A 22,277-nucleotide genomic window follows, 5' to 3' on the forward strand; every position below is an offset into this window, starting at 1 on the left:
GCTAGAAACTCTTGCGGAACTGCACGACGATCCGATTTTCCTCGTACTCCGACGCGTCCGAATCGTCATCGCGCCAACTGCGCACATAGCCGACCGCGCCCTGGGAGGTCGGGGTCAGCGAGCGGATCAGCGACGTGCCCACCGCGTAGGTGTCGTACTCGCCGCCGCGGGACGAGCCCTCGCGGTTCTGCCAGCGCGCGCGCGGCACGAACGTCATGCGGCGGGTGACGTTGTAACGCGTCTCCAGATCCAGCCGCTTGTACGTCTCGTCGGGTTCGTCGCTGTCCTGATATTCGCGCTCCTGACGGGAGGCGGTCAGCCTGGTCTCCGTCAACGCCGTGTCGAAGTCAATCGACGCCGACAACTGCTTCTGCACAAACACGCCGCGATCGAACTGGGAGGTCGTTGTCCCGCCGAAACCACCAAAGCCGCCGAGTCCACCGCCCGAGGAGCCGATGGAGCCACCGCCGTTGAGCGTGTTCAGCGCCTGGTTGGTTGTCTCCTCGTCGTAGCCGACCCGGGTATCGAAAAGGCGCCCGTCATGCGAAGCGCTGAATTCGTACGACGTGCCGTAGTAGCGGTCGCCGACGCGAGCTTCAAGCGAATTGCGTGCTGAATCCCAGCGGAATCCGCCGTTCCAGAACGGCTCCTCCAGACGGTCGGTGGTGCCGTCGCGGTTGTAGCGGTTCTCCAGACCACCGGCGCCCACCAATTGCAGTGTCGGCGTAAGGCGATAGCCCAGATCAAGCATGACGCGGTCGAAATACGTCGTCCGGTCGCGTTCCAGCGCCTCTTCATCGGGCAGCAAGGGCGAATCCTGCAGCTCTTCCGGAAAACTCTCGAAAAAACGCGACTCATCACCGCCGCTACGCTCGACGCGCTGCGTCAGGGCACTGAACTGATAGCTCAGGGGCTGTCGCGCTTCGGGGCTGTTGATGTTCAGGAAAACGCCCTGAACGGTGCTGTCGGGCACGTCGCGGTCACCGTAGTCCGAGTAGCCGTAGCGGTAACGCAGCATCGCCTGCCCGACCGGACCCAACGACTGCACCAGATACGGGCTCACGTTGCTGACCCAGGCCGTGGTCTTGTTCTGGTCGGGGCGAATGCTGTTCGACGCCGAGAAATTGATCGACGGATCGACCACCGTCTGGCCGTAACGCGTGTCGGCATCCAGATAGAACCGGCCCGGGACCAGCTCGATCGTGGTCTCCGCCTGGATATCGTTGTAAACGTCGTTGTACTGACTGTTGTTGGCGTAGATCAGCCCTTCGAGCTGATAGCTGAGCTGGCCGCGGATGCGGCCGGTCTGGGAACAGGCATCCAGACGGGGCGAAACCGCGGTGATGTAGTCGCTCGTCGCCTCGTCGTCGGGCTCCTGATTCAGGTTGTCGGTGTAGGTCTCCGAGGCCGAGACCGACAAGCGCGCATAACGTCCGTCGTTGCCAGCGGACGCGCTGGTCAATTCCAGCGACTCGTAGACACCCGGCTCACCGGCGCCACTGAACCCGGCTGCCGCGACGCAACCCCCACCGAAACCTGGCCGGAACGCGAGCCCGCTCATGCCCAGGAGCCCTGAGGCGTCGCCGCCGCCGAACAGGCGCGCGAACGGATTGGCACCGCCCGACGCAGCCGCAGCGCCCTCGCTATCGCCGCCCTGTGCACCGCTCGCGCCCGAGCTCGCGCCACCGGTCGAGCCGCCATCACCGTCCTGCGCGAGCACGGCCAGCGGGAAGCAGAATGCCGGAACGGCCAGCAGCGCACAGGCCGCGCGCAGGCGCATGGCCTCACTGCGGACCGACGTCATCGGCGACGCCGACCGGCCGTCATCGACGCCCGCACCGGTCGCGTGATCGTCAACCAACCTTCTCACCCTCGCCCGAATAGACGCCGTAATAGCCATCGTAGTCCTCCCCGAAACCCTTGCGGGTCTGATTCAGCACCAGGCTGATGGCCGCGTTCGCGGGCTCGATAAGTGACAAAGCGGAATCCAGCGCGCGACGCTCGGTCTGGCCGGCGCGCACGACCAGCAGAATCTGACCCATCGACAACGCCAGCGACTGGGCTTCGGCCGTGGCCAGCAGCGGTGGCGAATCGAATATCACGATGCGCGTCGGATCGGCCGCGAGTTCGGCGACGATCGACGCCATGCGACGACTCGCCAACCGCTCTGCGGCCTCTTCGCTGCGCTGCCCGGACGGCAGCACGTACAGATTGGGCACGTCGGTGGCGACCATCGCGTCCTCGACGGCCGCGTCGCTATCCTCGAGAAGATCCATGAGACCGGGACGGTCTGACACCCCGAGACTACGACTCACGCCGGGTTTGGCCACGTCACCGTCGACCAGCAGCACCGAGTGATCCATCTCGCGCGCCAGACTCATCGCCAGGTTCATCGACATGAATGTCTTGCCGTCGCCAGGATGCGCGCTGGTGACCATCAGGCGATTCGCGTTGGGCAGCGCCGTGCCGTCGTTCGGATTCAAGGCGGCAAGGATCGGGCGCTTGATGCGCTGGAATTCACGGCCCAGCTGGGCACTCATCGACTTCGGTGGCACCACCCCGCTACGGCGCAGTGAAGCCCAGTCCAACGTTACGGCGCCGCCGGAAGCCGACTCGCCGGCATGTTCCGCAAGCCTCGGCTCCGGCGTCTTTCGGCTCACGCTGCGTTCGACGGCCGTCGGGCGGCGCTCACCGGTCTCCGCGGCTTGCTCCGTGTTCGACGTACGATTGGTCGGCTGCTCTCGCCCCTTCTCGCGCTGCAATCGTTGCGCGGCTTTCTCGACGATACTCATAGCAATTGGCCTGTGAACAATGCCGGCACCAGACGCGCGCCGAGAGGTGCCAGCACGACCGCGCCGACGTAGCCCACGATGAGCGTACCCGCGCAGACAAGAAACAGAAGTAGACCGGTCTGACGCTGGGCGCGCTGGCCCGTGCTCCAGGCCATGGAGACGGAGCCGAGCACCGGCAGGCCGGTGGCATCGGTGAGCGACTTGCGGTTGATGAACACCGGGCGGATCTGGCCCATGAAGAACGCGAAGGCGATGCCGGCCGCGGTGGCGGCGAACAGCGCCATGGTCAGCAGGATGACGCGCTGGGGGCCGGAGGGCTCTGCGGGCTCTTCCGGCGGATCGATCACCCGGAACTCGAGCGGATCGTTGTGCTGACGCACATCGGTCGACAGCCGCGCCGAATACAGGCGGGTCAGCAGCTTCTGATACTGGTCCTGCGTGACGTTGTAGTCGCGCGTCAGCTTGGCCAGCTGCGCCTGGGCGTCGGTCATCTCGTCGGCGCCCGAACGCAGCTCCTCCATCTGGGAACGCTGGCGCTCGATCGACGACTGCAGGGTCTCGATCTCGACATTCGCGGCATCCAGCTGCTGGCTCAGCACACTCGTATTGTCCACGGCCGCCGAGGCGGATATCGCCTGGCCCGGATTCGCCCGGAGTTCGGCGATCGTGTCCGAGCGACTCTCGCGAAGGCGCTCGATCTCGCGCCGGGCGGAGGCGACATCGGGATGCTGCGGGGTGTACTTGGTCAGCAGTTGCTCGATCTTGCGCTGCTGTTCCGCGATACGGGCATCGATGCTCTGCACCTGCTGACTCCGCTCCGGGGTCACGGAAGCCGACCCGCCCCGGCCGCTGAGCTGCTGCTGCAGACTCGACCGGCGTTGGCGTGCCATGGCGAGCTGGTCGTTGAGTTCGTCGATCCGCGCATTCGCACGCTTGACGCGAGAGACGTAGTCGTCGCTGCCGGGAATCAGCTCGGCGTTGTTCTTCTTGAACTCAGCGAGCTTGCGTTCGCTCTCGGCGAGCCGCTCTTCGTAATTGTCGACTTCCTCACTCAGGAAGGCCGTGGCGTTCGCCGAATCCTCGCCGTTGGCGTTATCCGAGACCGCCATATCGGTCATGATGTTGAGCACCTGCTGCACCACGGCCTGCGCCACCTCGGGATCGCCGCCGGTGTAGGAGATCCGGTAGACGTCCGTGTTGCGGTTGACGCTCGACAGTTGAATGCGCTGATCGAGTTGGTCGAGCAACGCCTGCTCTTCCTCCGGCGTCGTGGCCTGCAGATCAAGTCCGGTGCGGCGGGCGATATCCCGCAGGTGGGGGCGGCTGAGCACGGTGCCGATAAGCAGCTCGACCTGGCGCGACACGTCCGGCATGACGGCCATCCCACTCAGCAGGGGCCGAATGGCGGACTTGGTGTCGATGTGCACGCGTGCCTGCGAGCGATACTCGTTCGGCATGCTGTAGACATACACCCAGCCGACGATGGCAATCACCCAGGCAATCGCCAGCGCAAGCCAGCGGAAGCGCCAGATATTGCGCAACTGCTCGAGAACTAGGGAGAAGAGTTCCTGCATGGTGGATCGCTCGTCGGATTCGAATACCGCACGTCACGCGCGGCCCCGCGGTTGCCTTGCTAGAAGTAGGTTCTCGGGATGATGATCACGTCTCCCGGATGAACCGGCACGTTGTTGTCGATCTCGCCGTTGAGCAGCTCCTGGAGATTCACACCGTAGGTGGTCTCGCCCTCCTCGCCCGTCTCGCGCACGAGTTTCGCTCGATTGCCGGCGGCGAACTGCGTGAGGCCACCGACATTGATCATCACGTCCAGCAGCGTCATGCCTTCGCGGTAGGGCATCGACTGGGGCCGTGCGGCCTCACCGACCACTCGAACCTGGTCCGCATAGGTGCCGACGAAGTTGGTCACGATCACGGTGACGATCGGATTGCGAATATAGGTCGACAGAGATTCCTCGAGATCGTCCGCGAGCGCCTGCGGCGTCTTGCCCGCAGCGGCCATGCTCTCCACCAGCGGGATCGAGATGTTGCCGTCGGGGCGGACCGGCACCTGCATGGTGAGATCCGGATTGTTGCGCACATAGATCTGAAGGCCGTCCCCAGGCCCGATCCGGTAGCTGCTCTCAATCGGCGAATCGCTGGCTGCGGGAGGCGGCGAAGCCGCGCAACCTGCAAGCAGGACGAGCGAGATCAAGCCGGCCAGAAGCGCCGGTATTGGATTATGACGTTGCACGTGAACACCCCTTGTTATTGATTCGCGTTCGCGGCGGCCCACCCGCCACGCCAGGCTGCGCCAGGGACGCGGCCGATTCTTCGAACACCCGACCGCGCGAACATGAAACAGCACGGCACTTCCATACGACGAACGGCGTATTGTATCCGTTTTCCATGAACAGCCGCTAAACGGTACCCGCCGCCGTTATCATCTACGGCGTCCCCTCACCAACGAGTTCTTCCAGCAGCTGACGCGCTTCGTCCCGTTCATCGAACGCCACTTTTGAATCGCCGAGATCCCGCAGGATCTCGATCGCGCGCTCTTCGTCGCCGGCATCGTTACGCTGCGCCAGCGCATAGGCCAGATGATAACGGATGCCGGCGGGCGACTCGGGGGCTTCCGTGGCGGTTTCGAGCAGTTCGATCCCCTCGGCCAGCTGCCCTGCCTGCACCAGGATCCAGCCCAGCGTATCGGCGACCGCCGGGCTGTCGGGCGCCGCGTCGTGGGCGCGGCGTGCCACCGAAAGTGCCCGCGAATCGTCCTGCGCCTGATAGATGACGGCCAGGTTGTTCAGCGCGATCGCGTTGTCCGGCCGCGCGTCGAGAACCTGTCGATACTGTTCGGCCGCGGCCGCGTCCTCGCCATTCGACTGATACCATTGACCAAGGCGCAGCGCGACCGCGGTATTGTCCGGCTGCCGCTCGCTCCAGTCCTCGAGCGATCGCTGTGGCGCGTCGATTCCCGCCTGGCGGCGAACCTCGAACAGGCCGATCGCCAGTTCCGCGCTGGGACTCTCCGCAAAGGCGCTTTCGTAGGCGGCGGCGGCCTCCCGGTTCTGGCCGGCCGCCCGTCGCACATCGCCTTCGAGTATCGACGCCGCCACTGGGTTGCCGTTGTCACGCAGCACCTCGACCAGCGGCAACGCATCGTCCGTGCGGCCCTGACTCGCGAGGGTCGCAGCCAGCAGTCGCACCGCCGGCATGAAGTCGGGCGCGTGCTCGCGCAAGGCCTGCAGGGTATCCACCGCGGCATCGACGCGGCCCGCGCCGAGCTGCGCCTGAGCCAGATCGAACCGATAGGCCGGCTGGCCGTCATCGGCCAGTTCCACGGCCCGGGCCAAGCTCTCGAGCCCGGCATCGGTCTGCTCGGCCGCCAGCCGAGCCACCCCCTGCACGCGACGCAGATCGGCGTTGTCGGCGTGGGTCTCGACCAGTTCGTCTGCGAGCGCGACCGCTCGTTCGGGCTCGGCGGCCGCAAGATACGCGTTCGTCAACGCGACCGCGATACGCAGCTCGTCGGGCTTGTCTTCATGCGCCCCGGTGAGCATCGACACCAACTCTTCGGTACGCCCGGCGGCTGCATAGACCCCGGCCAGATCGAGCGTCAGTTGCACGTCGTCCGGCGAGGCGGCCCGCAGCGCCTGCAGCCGCTGCGCGGCATCGTCGTAGCGTTCCTGCTGAACGGCCAGCCGAACCTGATCACGGGCGACGCCGGCATCGTCCGGCGCCAGCTCCTCCGCACGCACCAGGGCCTCGGCCGCCCTGGCGTCCTGACCATCGGCGACGTAGGCGCGTGCGAGCGCCCGGTAGGCGCGCGTGTTCTCCGGGCTCTGCTCGACCAGCGATTCGGCTTCGGAAACCGCCGCCGCGGTCCGCCCGGCCGCCAGGTCGGTTCCGATGCGCACCAGCGCCAGCCGTGCGCGTTCGTCAGCCGTTCCGGGCGTGACCCGCTGCATCACTGCGCGCGCGGCCGCATCGTTGCCCTGGCGCGCCAGGGCCGCGGCGAGATCGATCTGAAGCGCCGTATCACTGCCGCCTTCCGAGATATCCGCGGAACCCGTTTCAGCGTCGAGCCCGGCCATGATTTCGGCCAGTAGCGAGCGCACGCCCGGCGCGTCCTCGTTCTCCTCGTAGGCGCTGCGGACGCTATCGAGCGCTTTTTGCTCTTCGCCCTGCCGCAAATAGATGTTCGCCCGCATGCGAAGCGCGTCCGTGTTGTCCGGCGTGCGCGCGATGACGCGGTCGAGATAGGTCTGCGCGGTCTGCGAATCACCCTGGGCGATCTTGACCGAGGCCATCAGCATCAGACTGCGGACGTTGTTCGGGTCGGCGTTGAGCACGCGCTGCAGGTGCGAGGCCGCATCGTCGATACGCTCAAAACGCAGATCGATGATGGCCTGCAGATAATTCACATAAGGGTTGTCCGGCGCGGCCTTGACCAGGCCGGCGACCACCTCCGCGGCGGCCTCCGGCTGATCGGTGCGCAGCTGGCAGTCGGCAAGGAAAGTCCGCAGTTGAAACTGCTGGCCGGCATGCAGCGCGCTCGGGCCACTCTGGTCAAGCGCCTTCTTGAAGCCGTCGATGGCGCGCTCACACTGGTTTTCGCTGTAGTCCAGCCGTGCCAGAGCGGCCCGTGCGGGCGCGTAGTCCGGCTGCGCCTCGACGGCGCGCTCGAGCAGGCTGCGGGCTCGATCATCATTACCCGCGGCCGAGGCGAGTTCAGCCTGGCCGATGAGCGCCGGCGCATGGCCGGAATCGATTTCGAGCGCCCGAGCGTAGGCGGCGCCGGCCTCATCACTGCGTTCCAGACGAGAGAGCGCGTTGCCCTCGACCACGAGCGCCCGGAGGCGTTCATCGTCTTCGTCCGGCGAAAACGACTCGAGCACCTCCAGTGCCTGCGCGTCCTCGCCGCTGCCCAGATGAGCCTGCGCGAGGGCGAGCGCGAACGTATCCAGCGGCTCACCGCTTTCTCGCGCGCGCTCGAACTGGTGCACCGCGTCCTCGTAGCGGCCCTGGGCCAGCGAGGCGCGACCGAGCATGCGCCATGCTCTACCGTTATCACGGTTGTCCTGTAGCACCTGCTTGAGCCGGACTTCGGCCTCGCGATACTCGCCGCCGGCGAGATTCTGCTCGGCACGGTCGATACGCTCACCCGTCGTCGTGCCGGGACCGCAGGCGGTAACCGACAGGCCCAACAGGCCTGCTGCAATGGTCGCCGCAACGCGGCGTCTGGACGCATGCTGTTTCATTGTCGTTATTCGGCCCCCTCGGCCATGTCCGTGGTGTCCACCGTGTCGTCCTAGGCCGAATCCGGCGCCATATGGTGTTTTCGCATCAGGTCGTAGATGGCCGGACGCGACACGCCTAGCAGGCGCGCTGCCTGAGAGACGTTGCCGTCCGCCGCTTTGAGACTCTTTTCGAGCGCACCGCGTTCCGCGTCATCGCGGACTTTTCGCAGGTTCAGCTCGAGCTGTTCCCCGCCGTCTTCGGCGGGAACCAGACCGAGATCCTCAGGTGTGAGTAGTTTGCCATCCGCCATGATGACCGCCCGGTTAACACGGTGCTCCAGTTCGCGGACATTGCCGGGCCAGTCGTGGGCCTCGATCGCGGCCAGAGTCTCGGGGGCGAGCCCCCGAAGGCCACTTTGATGCTCGGTCACCGCGCGTTCGAAAAAGACCTTGGCCATCGCGGTGGCGTCGCCCGGACGCTCGCGCAGCGAGGGGATGAGAATCGTGATTTCGGCGATTCGGTAATAGAGATCCTCACGGAAATCGCCGGCATCGATCAGCTCCCGCAGATTCCGATGGGTGGCGCATATGACGCGCACGTCGACCGGAATCTCCTGGCGCCCGCCGACGCGCTCGATCACCCGCTCCTGGAGAAAACGCAGGAGCTTGGCCTGGAGCTGTCCGGGCATGTCACCGATCTCGTCGAGGAAGAGCGTGCCGCCCTCGGCGAGTTCGATCTTGCCCGGCGTCTGGCGATTGGCGCCGGTGAAGGCCCCCTTCTCGTAGCCGAACAGCTCGCTTTCGAGCAGCTGCTCGGGGATTGCGGCGCAGTTGATCGCCACGAAGCGCGCTTCGGCGCGACTGCTCAGACCGTGGAGCGCTCGCGCCATGACCTCCTTGCCGGAACCGGTGTCGCCCAACAGCAGCGTGGTCGCGTTCGTGGGGGCGACCTTCTCGATCTGGCGGACCACGCGAAGCATCGGTTCGCTGGTCGCGATGACCCCCTCGAGGGGGCGCGCGATGTCCTGTCGCAGGGCGCGGTTCTGCGCCTCGAGACGCCAGATGTGAAACGCGCGATCGATGATCAGGCCGAGAATCTCGGTGTCGACCGGTTTCTGATAGAAATCGTAGGCGCCCATGCCGATGGCGCGGAGGGCATTGTCTTCGTCGCCGTTCCCGGTGACCACGATGACTTTCGTGCCCGGCGCCAGCCGCTGGATCTCGGCCAGCGCGTTCATGCCCTCGCCGACGCCGTCGGCCTCCGGCGGCAGGCCAAGGTCGAGCAGCACCACCTGCGGTTCGTTGCGGCGCAGGTGCGTGATGGCGCCCTCCCTGTCCTCGGCAAAAAGCAGCTCGTAGCGGTCGAACGACCAGCGGAGCTGGCGTGCCAGCCCCGGATCGTCCTCCACGACGAGCAGACGCTCGGTTTGAGTCTTCATGACTGTTGCGGTCCCCCCGTATCCCCGTTCAACTCGCCGTTCCGTCCATGCTCCGATTCCGCCGCCGGTAGACGCAGTGTAAACACCGTGCCGACGCCCGGCGTACTGTCGACGGTGACATCGCCGCCCGCTCCCCGCGCGAAGTCGCGGGCCTGATACGCGCCGATCCCCATTCCCCGCGCCGACTTAGTGCTGAAGAACGGTTTGAACAGAGAATCACGAATGAACGCGGGCGTCATTCCCTCGCCGTTGTCACTGACAGCGATCGCCACCGTTCCGGCCTCGACGGTCGCGCGTATGCCCACCCAGCCGTCACGCCCCGTCGCATCCTGCGCGTTCTTGATGACGTGCCGCAGCACCATGGCAAAGCGTTCGCGATCGGCGATCATGATCGCGTCGCAGCCGTCGTCCTGACGCTCGGGCACCGGCGACGTCCCGGCGAGGTTGTCCAGGACCTCCGTCACCAGCGCGTCGATGGCCACGCGTCCGCCCTGGCGCGGTCCGGCGGAGACGCGCTCGAGCTGGCGCAGAACCTCCTGCATCCGCGCAACGGAGTTCTCAACCGTGAGAATCATGTCGTCGACGAAGGCGGGATTGTGCTTGTGGCGTTCCGCGTTCTGGAGAATCAGGGACTGCTGGCCCGCGATGTTCTTCAGATCGTGCATGAGAAACGCCGTGAGCTGATTGAACGCCTCGAACTGACGGGCCTGGGTCAATGCCTGATTGCTCTCCTGCTGATCCAGGAACACGCCGACCTGGCGTCCGAGCGTCTTGAGCAGATCCAGCTCCTCCCAGCCCAGACGATACTGCGCGCGTGGCTCGGCCAGCACCATGAATCCGAGCAGGCGCTCTTCGGCGAACAACGGCAGCAGCAGTCGTGCCCGCGGCAACTCCCGGAACGCGCGCGTCAGAGCCAGCGCCGACGCGGCCGCGGAAACGTTGCCCGATTCCCGAAAATCGACGATCCAGCCGTTTTCATGCAGGAAGGTCGCGAGTTCTGAATCCACCGGGAGCTCGATCTCCGTCGCCTTGAGCAGGTTCCACTCCGCGACGACCACGAACTGGTCATCGCGATCGAGCCAGAGCGCACCGGCCGGACTGTCGAGCAGCTGGGCGACGGCGCGGATGGCCCGTCCGTAGGGGTCCACGCCCGCCTCCTGATGACTGAGGCGACGGGTAAGAGCGAGCCACTCCTCGCGATAATCGTACTTGTAGCTGAACAGATGCTTGTTGATGAACACGCGCATATGCGCGCGGATCTGGGCCGAAGCGAGCAGCACGAACAGGCCGATCGTGGTGGCGGCGAGGAAGAAGACCGCGGCCACCGAGCCCCAGCTGCCGCCGAATCGACGGATGTAATAGCTGCCGAGCGCGACGATCACGAGATAGACACCGACCGCGAGCACCGTGCCCGAGCGAAAGACCGCCTGGTGCGACATGCCCACGCGAGCCGACCAGCTCGCATGGCGCATCGCCGCGATCGCGATCATGGGCGCGGCGAGCGCGTTGACCGCACCGCGCGCGTCCCAGACGTTGATATCGATATGCGCATAGACCAGCGCGAACGAATACATCAGAAAGTCGTAGACGAACAAGGTCATGAGCGCCAGACACAGATACTTGATGGCCCAGCGCCGATCCGTGCCGCCGACGCGCCAGGTCTGCTCCACGAGCACCAGCGCCCAGAAACTCGTGAGCGTGGCACCGACGGCAAAGAGGAAGCTGTGGCCGGACATCGGCGAGCCCACGACACTCGTCGAGGCAAGGCGCCAGGCGAGGTAGACCAGCAGAAGCAGGGGTAACCCGAGCGCGACACCAATCAGCAGCGGCCGCGTCGCCCGCCCCGGAAAGCTCGGCAGCAGCGAAGAGGCCAGCACCAGCCACATGCCGTTGCGGGTCGTCTCCGCCAGATCGAGCACCGGCCCGCCGGCACCGATGAGCGGCGCCGCGGCGAGCAGGCCGAGCCACAGTGTGTTGACGCCGCAGGCCGCCGCCAGCGGCCGCACGGCCGAATGATGCGGCTCGATAAGCACCAGAAACAGCGTGAGCAGGGCGAAGGCAACGGCCCCGATACCGTTGGATACCACCCACAGCTCGATCGAGGTCAGCTCGGGAAACACGGATGTAGGCAGCGCGATCGGGGCCGCCGGCGGACGCTAGCGTCCGCCCTTGCGGAAAAGCACGACTTCGACCGTGTTCATCAGGATGAGCAGGTCGAGGAAGAAGCTGCGATTCTTGACGTAGTAGAGATCGTGCTGGAGCTTGCCGTTGGCATCCTCTTCCGAGGCGCCGTAGGGATAACCGAGCTGCGCCCACCCGGTAATGCCCGGTTTGACGCATTCGCGCACTCGATAGTAAGGCAGCGTATCGGCCAGCTGATCGACGAACTCGGGGCGCTCCGGCCGCGGGCCCACCAGGCTCATGTCGCCCTTGAAGACGTTCCACAGCTGCGGCAGTTCGTCGAGCCGATATTTGCGAATGTAGAAGCCGACGCGCGTCACCCGCGGGTCGTCGACGCTGGCCCATTGGGCCACGCCAGGCGTCTCGGCATCGGTGCGCATGCTCCGGAATTTGTATATCCAGTAGATCCCGCCGTTCAGGCCGACGCGTCGTTGCCGAAACAACACGGGCTGGCGCAGCCCGTCCTCGACGAGAATCGCGATTGCGGTAGCGAGCATGATCGGCCAGACGATCGCGAGCAGCACCGAGGCGACGGCCAGATCGAGCAGACGCTTGACCGCATCCTGCGCGAAACTGCGCCGGAAACCGTGCGAGAAGATGATCCAGCTCGGCTGCAGCAGCTCGGTCTTCACCTTGCCGGTCTGGCGCTCGTAAAACGTCAGCGTGTCGACAATATTGACGCCGGCGATACGGCAGTCGATGAGATCGTCCGACGGAAACTGGTGCCGACGATCGTCCATGGTCACCACGATCTCGTCGATGCGGTGACGCCGCGCGTACTCGGCAAGCGAACAGTCAGCATGCAGGACCAGCTGCGAATCCACCTGCGGCGTCTCCCCCGGTGCGAGGATACAGCCCACGAGATTGAACAATGAATGATCGCTGCGACGCCGCATGTAGGCCAGCGTCTCGGCCGCATTGTGTCCGGCGCCGTAGAACAGCACGCGCCACGGCGCGGAGCGCTGGTCGATCAACGCATAAAAGCCCAGCTGAACGATGCTCAAACCAATCAGCGACAGCACGAGCGCCATGAACAGGATGCCCCGCCCGAGAAACAGACCCGGGAGGACGTAGAACGCAAATGCGGCGACCAGCGAGGCCATGACCATGGCCGCCACGACCCGCACCAGAACCGGCACATGGCGATTCTGACGCTGCGGACGGTACACGCCCATCGCACTCAGGCAGGCCACCACCACGACCGCGAAGAACACGGCACGCCACATCAACACCGCGTAGTCGCGCATCATCGCCGCGTCGTCTCCGACGTAGCGGATCTCCGTAGCCGCATACACGGAGGCCGCGGCCAGCGCGAAATGCACGATACCGAGAATGACGAACTTGATGTGGATGTGGTGATTGAATATACGTAGCGTATTCATTCGGTGCCGCAGCCGGGAATGCATGTCTTGGCGAGATGCGGCGTGTGGCGCTCCACCCCACGTATCACCACATCGGCTGATCTCGCGCATCCATTAGGGCCACCGGCCAACTCGCCAGGGTCCGCATGCTGACAAGCCGGCCGCCCCAGGGCCACGCACGAGTAACAACGCGGGCATTTATACCATCGAATGCATGGCTGTGCGCAGGCTGTAAGAGTTTTCGACAAAAAAGGGGCGGCATCCGAAGACGCCGCCCCTTTCGACCCTGATGGGTCGACGGCCCTGTGACCGGGCCGCATTCACACGATCGATCAGCCGATCAGATCGCCATCGGTGCTGCGGCGACGCGCCGCGATACCGCCGACGAGCAGCACCAGGCCGAGACCGAAGATCGCGAGTTCCTGCGGCTCCGGAACGTCGGTGCCCGTCTGCAGGTCCGCCGCGGTCACGTTACCGGAAAAGCCGTTGTCGCCATTGAAGGCGAGCTCGCCGAAGCTGAACTCGGTCGTGGCGAAGGTGAAATCCGCCCCGGACTCGATGCCGAAGAAGCTTGCGAGTTCATCATTGACCGTATTCACGCCAATGGCGCTGAACAGGCCGGTGCGATTCGAGGCGCGCGTGAGATTCGGGGTGCCGGTGAACTCGCCGTCGAGCAACGTGCCACTGGCGATCGAGGAACCGCCGTTGACGACCTCACCCGTCAGCGTGAACGAGCCACCGCTACCGAACGCGTAGTTGGTACCGACACTGTCACCCTCGGAAATGTTGTCACCGGTAACGAAATTCAGTGCGCAGTTCACGCAGTTGACTTTCGAACCCGTACCGGTATCGGCGGAGACGAAGCTGAAGGAAATGCCCTGGCCTACCAGGCCGCCGCCCTGACCGTCATAGCTGAAGCTGCCGGTTGCGGCGCTGGAATCCTGATCGAAATTGATCGTGGCCGCAGAAGCGCCGGCACAGGCGAACGTCGAAAGGGCCGCGATCGCGACGCTGCGGCTTATGTATTTACCAAATGTCATCAGAACTGCTCCTTGGGGATGCTGAGAATGCCGTCGAGGCTCCTCGTGCCATACGGCTGCCGAACAGTGATGCAATTCGGATGCCAATCTTCGATAACAGCTCAAAACGTTGTTATGACTTTGTTTTTTTTCCTGTCCGTCCGTCGCGAAAATATCGTCTTCAGCATTGTGTAAGATAAAGCGACATAATCGGTTACCGCGAAAACGTCGGGCTGAAGCGAGAACCGACGCAACGCCCACACGCAAAAAAGCCATGACCGCGAAACGGCCATGGCTTTCAGGTCATCGACGCTGGCGCGATTTCTCGAACCGTGTCAGCGATCGGCTTGTGCGGGTTATCCGCGGTTTCTACTGGCGGCGAACCGCATCAACCCGACCATGCCGAGCCCGATCCCGAACAGCGCCCACGAGGACGGCTCGGGGATATCGTGCCAAGTCTGGCGAGGGCCGGGAATACCGTTGCCGCCGGAGTGATTGCCCGCATGCGACGCATTTCCATTCCATGTCAGATAGGCCGCCCCAGTTGGCGCAGCATTCCCGGAACCCTGTGTCCAGGCCGGGCCGGCGAAGGCCGTCATCGCCGCGATGGCGATACCGCCCGCGAGCATTTTGATCAAACGATTACGCATATCCTACAAAGCCTCCATGCCGTGGTCGCTCGACTCACGAGTCTGCCGACATGAACAGATGCAACACTCGTGCCTGAAAATTGAAGTCCATCTACAAGCCTGATTTTACCAGCTCCTCTCCAGGACGCTAGCCCCGGCCACGCATGCGTCACCGCTCGTCTTGCCGTTACCTGTAAGGAACGTCGACATCGAAGCCACTAAAGGTTTCCAGTCATGCCCGGACGCTCAGCCGATACGCTGCGCCAGACTCGCGACGATACGACCTGCCGCCTGGCCGTCCCAGAGTTCGGGCGGCGTGCGACGACGGATCTCATCCCCGAGCACCTGGTCGACGGTCGCAACGAGCTCTGCGGGCTTGAGTAGCCGGTTCGACCCTTCCGTCAGCGTCACCGGCCGTTCGGTATTCTCCCGAAGCGTGAGACACGGGATGCCGAGATAGGTCGTCTCTTCCTGGATTCCGCCCGAGTCGGTGATTGCGATCTGCGCGGAGGTCACCAGATGCATGAAATCGATGTAGCCCTGAGGCTCGATCAGATATACTGCCGGTGCCGACTCCAGACGCTCCAGAAGACCGCTGCTCTCAAGGCGAGCTCGCGTACGCGGGTGAACGGCAAAAACAAGCGGCACCCGTTCGCTCGACTCGACCAGCTGTTCGACCAGCAGTGCCAATGTGGCGGGATCGTCGACGTTCGAAGGCCGATGCAGCGTGACGATGGCATAGCGATCGAGGTCGAGGCCCAGCTTGGCCAGCGTATCCGCTTTGGCAATCCGCGGACGCACCAGCTCGAAGGAATCCAGCATGATGTTGCCGACGAAGTCGATCTTCTCCGGCGGAATCCCCTCCGCAAGCAGATTCGCATCGGCATCACGGGAAGGTGTCCAGAGCAGATCGACGATGGCGTCGGTAACCAGCCGATTGATCTCTTCCGGCATGCTGCGATCACGGCTTCGAAGCCCGGCTTCCAGATGCGCGACACGAATCCCGAGTTTCACTGCAGCCAGCGCGCAGGCCGCCGTCGAATTGACGTCCCCGACGACGATGACCCAATCGGGCCGCTCTTCGAGACACACGTTCTCGTAGGCCATCATCACCCGGCCCGTCTGCTCCGCGTGACTGCCACTGCCCACCTCCAGATGGACGTCTGGTTTCGGCAGACCGAAATCGCGAAAGAAGGAATCCGACATATTGGCGTCGTAGTGCTGGCCGGTATGCACCAGACGCACTCGACACCAGGACACCTTGGAAAGCGCGTGATAAAGCGGCGCGACCTTCATGAAATTCGGACGCGCCGCTGCGATCACATCGACCAGAACCGTTGCACTCATTCGCTTCTTCAGTGATTTGATTCAGCCGCAAGTCTAACGACTTTGCATCAAGTCACAATGGCAGTGCGGCTCAACGTTCACCGGGGAACGACCGCGAAATTCGGGTAGTCGTCATAGTTGGGCTTGACCGACCGCTCGTCGAATACGCGCCATGCCTCGGTCGCCTTGGTTATGCCGCTTCCGGCCGCCATCGCCAGACCGATCTGCAGATTCGATGTGAAGCCGGTCGCCGAGTCCGCGTAACCCACCATTTCCCCCGCGGCATACCGACGGCTGCCGTCGCGACTCAACACATTGGCCATTTCCTGGCCACCACAGGGCAGGCCGCTCAGTTCCGGATAGGCCGCCTTGTACGCGGTGGCAATATCCGGGAAGTTCTCGGCGCCCTTGGCGGGTCGAATCTGCAGAGAATAGGTCGACGCCACGATCCAGCAGTATCCGTCCTCGGGATCCGACTGCCAATCGGTCATGCGGTCCACTTGAAAGCGGGACAGCCAGGCGAGCAGTTTCGCGGCGCCCTCGACCTGTTGCTCCGCCACGTGGCCCACGGACCAGGTCAGGAAGTCGGCCTGCCAGGGGCCGACGCCGACCCGACTCTGGCCGTTCGCGGGATAAATGACAGCACCCCAGTTGTCGATGACATGGAACGGATTGCCTTCGTCATCGTTGACGAAGGATTCGACGTAATCCTGGATGATCCATTCGATCTGGTCCGTGAAATACGACTTCAAAGGATCCGTGTCGGGGGTCGCGAATGCGGCGTCCGAAATCGAGCGCATCGCCCACGCCTGCCCGCGCACCTGCCCCTGTGCGCCCAGAAGTTGGCCCTTGTCATAGTCGCGATAACGCTGGTTGGCCCACAGCTGAACATAAGAGGCCGTGAACTGCAGCTCCTCCAGATAGTAGTAGTCACCCGACACGAGATAGGGCACATACCCGATGGACGGATGATGCGCGATGTCGAAACTCAAGGGCGAGCCGCAATCCGATGGGCAGCCGGGCAGCAAATCGTCTTGAAACTGGCCTCCTGCACTGGATGCATAGCTCCGGTTAGCGAGAGTCACGTAGGGGTGGCGGGTGATCTCGAGCGGGCGTCCCGTTTCACCGTCCCGGTAGTGAAAGGAATAACTACCGGCCGCGTCGTCATTGGCCAACATCCAGCGATAGGCCCGCGGATCAGATGACACCACGTACGCCGATGTCCACCGAGGCAGCGGACCGATGGCGGCCTGCGCACCCGTGTTGCCCATCGACTTCGTCTGATCGCCGTGAGTCATCGGCTCGATGTCCTGACGCACGCTATCAAGCAGGTCATCACTGGGCGTCAATGTGGCGTAACTGGAAATGGCCCGAGTGCTCTGGAGGTAATCGGTGTCGATCCGAGCGGTGCGGGAGGGCGCGTTCGCCGACCAGAGGATTCTGTGCCATCGCGACTGCCGATACTGCGTCAGATCCGCTACCGAATAGCGATTCGCGCCGACGGTGATCTCGGCATTGTAATGACGGTTTTGCGGCGTGACGCCATAGGCGAGCGCATTCTCCACCACGGTATCCACGCGCACATTATCGATGCGCCCGTCGCTGCGGTAAGCGCGAACATGAAAATAGACTTGGAGCCGGTCGTTCGTCTGCGAACCGGAGACCAGCGCCGCCGGCACGATCCACTCGGAGGCCAGCGGACCCGATAGCCACTGTCTGCAGCGTCTGTCCTCCCATGCCGGGCAATCTCCCGATTGAACAGCCGCTGTCAGCGCATCGCGCGCGTTGGCGACGTAGATCGAGCCGTTTTGCGTGATCTCAAGTCGTGCATCAAAGCTCGTCGCCAGCAGATCGCCGATCTGCACCGCCGCGTCACCGGCATCCAACGACTTGCGATCGGAATCCGCGCTGTACAGAGCGAACTCCGAAGCGCTGCCGGGCGCAACGGTGATGACCGCATGGCGCAGTGAGCCATCGGACCAGGTCGCCTTGGCGTCCACTTGCGTCGGCAGCGCCTGTCCGTCGGTCTCGGCGATCAGAGTGTGCCCGGACGGTACGTCGCCTCGGCGAAAAACCTGACCGAAGGTGACCGGCGTGGTGGCCGCCGCGGAGAAAGCGCGGGCCGAACGGACATCCGCAGCCGCCGCGAGGCCGACATCGACCACACGTGTCGCCTCATCCGGCAGCTCGCCACCGTCGTTTTCGGGCGCCTCTCCAATGTCGTCGCCCGGTTCGGGCGCTGGGTCTTCGCTCGGATCATCTTCGACGACGCCCTCATCCGTGGAGTCATCCGTGGAGTCATCCGTGGAGTCATCCGTGGAGTCATCCGTGGAGTCATCCGTGGAGTCATCCGTGGCGTCATCCGTGGCGTCATCCGTGGCGTCATCCGTGGCGTCATCCGTGGCGTCATCCGTGGCGTCATCCGTGGCGTCATCCGTGGCGTCATCCGTGGCGTCGTCCGTGGCGTCGTCCGGGGAGTCGTCCGGGGAGTCGTCCGGGGAGTCGTCCGGGGAGTCGTCCGGGGAGTCGTCCGGGGAGTCGTCCGAGGAGTCGTCCGGGGAGTCGTCCGAGGAATCATCCGAGGCATTGTCCGGGCTGTCGTTCGACGCATCGTCTGTGGTGTCGTCGGAACCATTGGGCGGGGACTCGACGACGGAGCCGTCTTCCGGCTCATTCGGTAATTGATCCGCGACATCTTCGGCCGGCGGGGTGACGACCACAGTGCCGCCGTCAGTCGTGTCTCCGTCGCTGTCGGAGTCCGAGGCATCCTCGTCATTCGGAGCCGCGGACGGCGTCTCGTCGGGAGAGGAAGACGGGTCATCGCCGTCCGCCGAGTCTTGAGGATCGGGCGATTGGCCTTCTTCGCTCGGACCCTCTTCGCCGGCTTCGGCCTCCTGCGACGCCGGCGGCGCCTCCGTTGCGCCGCCGTCATCGTCGCTGCCGCCACCGCCACCGGAGCCGCAGCCGAACAGCAGCAGCGTCGACAACAACGCCAAGACACCCCAGGACATTCGAATACGCATGCGCGAAACCACCTGTTGGAGGTTTCCGACAGACGTGTTCAGGCACGCGCCATGTGCGGAAACCTTGATTGCTCAAGTGTTCGCCGTATGGCGTCTGCCAACGGCAGCCCGGCGGTCGTGACCCGCGGTGTCCCGCGTGCTTTAGATCCGTGGCTTTGCGTCACTGCCTTTCGACAGGTTTGCCCTTGTCATGCGGTTGGCGATTCGATGTGCTCTCGCCCCAGCCGGCGCTTGAGCCGACCTCGACGGCGCGAACCACCGTTTCGAAACGAAAATCGTATCGCCTCCCCCACTCGTGAAGGGGTATCGGCGGGTATTGCGATCTCTGAATGGTCAAGGGTTACGGTCGACGTCGATCTTCCGTCGCCTTATACCGATGTGTCTAATCGTCACGATAGGCACCGGAATCGCAGACAGCACCACGAACACTGCGACGACGTCCGCTAACGCTTCGTGACGCGATAAATGAAGCGGCGGCTTGGGCGGCCAAGAGCGACATGCAGAACCCGCGGCGGCCACGCGCCGCCTGATAGGCTCGTTTCATGGGAACCGTCCCCGCGCGGGACATCTCGGGTTGAAGCGACGGGGTTCTTACCCTGTCGCGCGTTGCCGACGGACGCGCCGGATCGGCGCCGCCTGACGAACGTGGGCACGGCGTGCTGGCGTGCTGGCGTGCTGGCGTGCTGGCGTGCTGGCGTGCTGGCGTGCTGGCGTGCTGGCGGGCTGGCGTGCTGGCGTGCTGGCGTGCTGGCGTGCTGGCGTGCTGGCGGGCTGGCGGGCTGGCGGGCTGGCGTGCTGGCGTGCTGGCGTGCTGGCGTGCTGGCGGGCTGGCGGGCTGGCGGGCTGGCGGGCTGGCGGCCATGGAAGAACATTCGGGACGCGCGATGCCAGATCGTCGGCGGGCACATCGGTCCGCAATAGGGTTACAAGCCTGGCGCTGGCGCCGTTGCCGAGAGCGACGGGATGCCTCGAGTCTGTTTTTCGTATGCCGACCGTAGAAAAGCCTATCGAGCCTCTCGGCTCGGCTATACCCATAAAAAAGCCAGACGCCGGAGGCGTCTGGCTTTAGCTACTGGTGCGCCCGGGAAGATTCGAACTCCCGACCTTGCGGTTCGTAGCCGCACGCTCTATCCAACTGAGCTACGGGCGCTTTGACTTTACTCGACCGGATCCAATTCAAACCGTTGACTCCAAAAGAGTTATCAACCGTTTTTAGGACGTTACCCCACCGAGAGATCGTGATTGTACGCGAGCCTGAAACACGGGTCCAGTGCTGTATCAGACGACCGGACGACTGGTTGAACACTCGTATCGCCCGACGCCGCACTGTCGCTCCGCTCGCCGGCACGCTCGCCAGGCGGTGCCGCGTCAATCGGCAAGTCACGCGCGCCATCTCTGCCGCCGCCTGCACAACAGCGGTTGCCGTCACGAACGACGCGACGCGGCAACACACTGGCGATTGGAGCGACACAGCCGTGGGACCAATAGAAAGTCCCGAAGGATTCGGCACGCCAGCACGGGGAATGGCGGAGAGGGAGGGATTCGAACCCTCGAAGAGGCTATAAACCCCTTACTCCCTTAGCAGGGGAGCGCCTTCAGCCACTCGGCCACCTCTCCCGTATTCCGTACCACGCCGCCGACATGGTTGCCGGCCTCATCGGGTCCGGTTTCGACCGGCGACCGACATCGAAACGGGCCGTCTTGATCACAAACTAAACCCGCTGCGCGAGGCGCAAGACTATATCGACTCGGGCACTGCGGGTAAACCCCCGTATCGGCCGAGACGGGAGCAGTGATCCCGCCCCGCCCACTCGGAACGCTGCAACGGGACCCATCGGGCCCGACATGATCGCCGCAGCGCGGTTCGGATCACCCTCACCCCGCCGCTCGAGACCCACGTTGCGGAACACACGCGTCCCGAGGAGGCCTCCGCCGCAAATGCGGGATCGAGACCGGCCCGATCCGGATCCGCGGTGTCTAGTCCTGATCCGCCGTGGGCGTGAGTCCCGAGTCGACCCGCTGCGGTTCCTCGTCCAATTCGAACTCGTCGTGCAGTGCGCGTACGGCGAGTTCGAGATACTTGGTCTCGATCACGATCGAGATCTTGATCTCGGTCGTCGAGATCATGCGGATATTGATGTTCTCGTCGGACAACGCCTTGAACATGCGGGCGGCGACGTTGGCGTGCGAGCGCATGCCCACGCCGACCAGCGAGACCTTGGTGATGCCCGACTGGCCCGAGACTTCACGCGCACCCAGCTCCTTTGCGGACTTTTCGAGCAGTTCCTTGGCTGCATCGAAGTCGCGGCTGTGCACGGTGAAGGTGAAGTCGGTGAGCGTGTAATCGCTGCTGGAATCGCCGGAGACGTTCTGCAGGATCATGTCCACTTCGATGTTGTGCTCGCCGATGGGCCCCAGCAGCGAGTAGGCGATACCGGGCCGGTCGGGGACGCCGAGCACGGTCAGCTGGGCCTCGTCCTTGGTGAAGGCGATGCCGGAAATGATCGGTTCTTCCACTTGATCCTCCAGGGTGATGAGGGTGCCGGGGCCATCGTCGAAGGTGGACAGCACGCGCAGCGGCACGCCGTACTTGCCGGCGAACTCCACCGCGCGGATCTGGAGCACCTTGGAGCCGAGGCTGGCCATCTCGAGCATCTCCTCAAAGGTGATCTGCTCCAGCCGGCGGGCATTGGGCACAACGCGCGGGTCGGTCGTGTAGACGCCGTCCACATCGGTATAGATCTGGCATTCGTCGGCACCGAGGGCCGCAGCCAGCGCCACGGCGGTCGTGTCCGAGCCGCCCCGCCCGAGGGTGGAGATCTCGCCCGACTCGGTGATGCCCTGAAAGCCCGCGACCACGGCGACGTTGCCCGCGTCCAGCGCACTGCGGAGATTGTCGGGTTCGATCCGCTGGATGCGCGCCTTGGCGTGGGCGTCGTCGGACACGATCGGGACCTGCCAACCCGTGAACGACTGCGCCTCGGCGCCGAGGTGGCGCAACGCCATGGCCAGCAGCGCGATGGTCACCTGCTCGCCGGTGGAGAGCAGCACATCCATCTCGCGCGCCACCGGACGGCCATCGAGCTCTTCGGCCAAACCCTGCAGGCGATCCGTCTCGCCGCCCATCGCCGACACCACCACCACGACCTCGTCGCCGTTGTCGCGATAGCGTTTGACCTTCTCGGCGATGCGCTTGATCTTGTCGACCGAGCCGACGGACGAACCGCCGTATTTCTGGACTATCAGTGCCATGGACTTGTCGATTCCCTC

General features: G+C 64.4%; 13 protein-coding genes, 2 tRNA genes and 1 riboswitch. All 15 genes read right to left on the reverse strand.

Features of this window, described 5'->3' with window-relative positions:
- Nucleotide 1 precedes the first annotated feature (1 nt).
- On the reverse strand, nucleotides 2-1,861 hold the full coding sequence (locus SAOR_RS07555) for a TIGR03016 family PEP-CTERM system-associated outer membrane protein (protein WP_185015587.1): 1,860 nt from the start codon (nucleotides 1,859-1,861) through the stop codon (nucleotides 2-4).
- Nucleotides 1,854-2,792, reverse strand: a complete 939-nt coding sequence (locus SAOR_RS07560; RefSeq protein WP_123630888.1) for an AAA family ATPase — start codon at nucleotides 2,790-2,792, stop codon at nucleotides 1,854-1,856. The genes SAOR_RS07555 and SAOR_RS07560 overlap by 8 nt, the downstream gene beginning before the upstream one ends.
- The gene (locus SAOR_RS07565) at nucleotides 2,789-4,366 is read right to left on the reverse strand and encodes an XrtA system polysaccharide chain length determinant (protein ID WP_123630889.1); all 1,578 of its coding nucleotides are present in this window, start codon (nucleotides 4,364-4,366) and stop codon (nucleotides 2,789-2,791) included. The genes SAOR_RS07560 and SAOR_RS07565 overlap by 4 nt, the downstream gene beginning before the upstream one ends.
- Before the next feature lie 59 nt (nucleotides 4,367-4,425).
- The gene (locus tag SAOR_RS07570) at nucleotides 4,426-5,040 is read right to left on the reverse strand and encodes an XrtA/PEP-CTERM system exopolysaccharide export protein (protein ID WP_123630890.1); all 615 of its coding nucleotides are present in this window, start codon (nucleotides 5,038-5,040) and stop codon (nucleotides 4,426-4,428) included.
- A 193-nt stretch (nucleotides 5,041-5,233) separates the two neighbouring features.
- Nucleotides 5,234-8,050, reverse strand: coding sequence for an XrtA/PEP-CTERM system TPR-repeat protein PrsT (gene prsT / locus SAOR_RS07575; RefSeq protein ID WP_123630891.1), 2,817 nt, complete (start codon nucleotides 8,048-8,050; stop codon nucleotides 5,234-5,236).
- Between the two features lie 50 nt (nucleotides 8,051-8,100).
- Nucleotides 8,101-9,468, reverse strand: coding sequence for a PEP-CTERM-box response regulator transcription factor (gene prsR, locus SAOR_RS07580; protein ID WP_123630892.1), 1,368 nt, complete (start codon nucleotides 9,466-9,468; stop codon nucleotides 8,101-8,103).
- Nucleotides 9,465-11,588 (reverse strand): XrtA/PEP-CTERM system histidine kinase PrsK, encoded by a 2,124-nt coding sequence (gene prsK / locus SAOR_RS07585; RefSeq protein ID WP_185015588.1) that lies wholly within the window; start codon nucleotides 11,586-11,588, stop codon nucleotides 9,465-9,467. The genes prsR and prsK overlap by 4 nt, the downstream gene beginning before the upstream one ends.
- A gap of 36 nt (nucleotides 11,589-11,624) precedes the next feature.
- Nucleotides 11,625-13,031, reverse strand: coding sequence for a TIGR03013 family XrtA/PEP-CTERM system glycosyltransferase (locus tag SAOR_RS07590; RefSeq protein ID WP_185015589.1), 1,407 nt, complete (start codon nucleotides 13,029-13,031; stop codon nucleotides 11,625-11,627).
- 311 nt (nucleotides 13,032-13,342) lie between these two features.
- Nucleotides 13,343-14,305, reverse strand: coding sequence for a hypothetical protein (locus tag SAOR_RS07595; RefSeq protein WP_123630895.1), 963 nt, complete (start codon nucleotides 14,303-14,305; stop codon nucleotides 13,343-13,345).
- Nucleotides 14,306-14,385: 80 nt separating this feature from the next.
- Nucleotides 14,386-14,679 carry a PEP-CTERM sorting domain-containing protein gene (locus SAOR_RS07600; RefSeq protein WP_123590141.1) on the reverse strand — a complete coding sequence of 98 codons (294 nt, stop codon included), beginning with the start codon at nucleotides 14,677-14,679 and terminating at the stop codon, nucleotides 14,386-14,388.
- Nucleotides 14,680-14,904: 225 nt separating this feature from the next.
- A complete protein-coding gene (wecB, locus tag SAOR_RS07605; protein ID WP_123630896.1) occupies nucleotides 14,905-16,005 on the reverse strand; it encodes a non-hydrolyzing UDP-N-acetylglucosamine 2-epimerase in 1,101 nt (366 codons plus the stop codon).
- Nucleotides 16,006-16,082: 77 nt separating this feature from the next.
- On the reverse strand, nucleotides 16,083-19,007 hold the full coding sequence (locus tag SAOR_RS07610) for an RIFT barrel domain-containing protein (RefSeq protein ID WP_123630897.1): 2,925 nt from the start codon (nucleotides 19,005-19,007) through the stop codon (nucleotides 16,083-16,085).
- Nucleotides 19,008-19,106: 99 nt separating this feature from the next.
- Nucleotides 19,107-19,201, reverse strand: a riboswitch (cyclic di-GMP riboswitch).
- Nucleotides 19,202-20,080: 879 nt separating this feature from the next.
- Nucleotides 20,081-20,157, reverse strand: a tRNA-Arg gene (locus tag SAOR_RS07620).
- 374 nt (nucleotides 20,158-20,531) lie between these two features.
- Nucleotides 20,532-20,624 (reverse strand) — tRNA-Ser (locus SAOR_RS07625).
- Nucleotides 20,625-20,984: 360 nt separating this feature from the next.
- Nucleotides 20,985-22,259 (reverse strand): aspartate kinase, encoded by a 1,275-nt coding sequence (locus SAOR_RS07630; protein ID WP_123630898.1) that lies wholly within the window; start codon nucleotides 22,257-22,259, stop codon nucleotides 20,985-20,987.
- Nucleotides 22,260-22,277: the final 18 nt, after the last annotated feature.

It is taken from the genome of Salinisphaera orenii subsp. orenii MK-B5 (assembly GCF_003788635.1).
Lineage (GTDB): Bacteria > Pseudomonadota > Gammaproteobacteria > Nevskiales > Salinisphaeraceae > Salinisphaera > Salinisphaera orenii.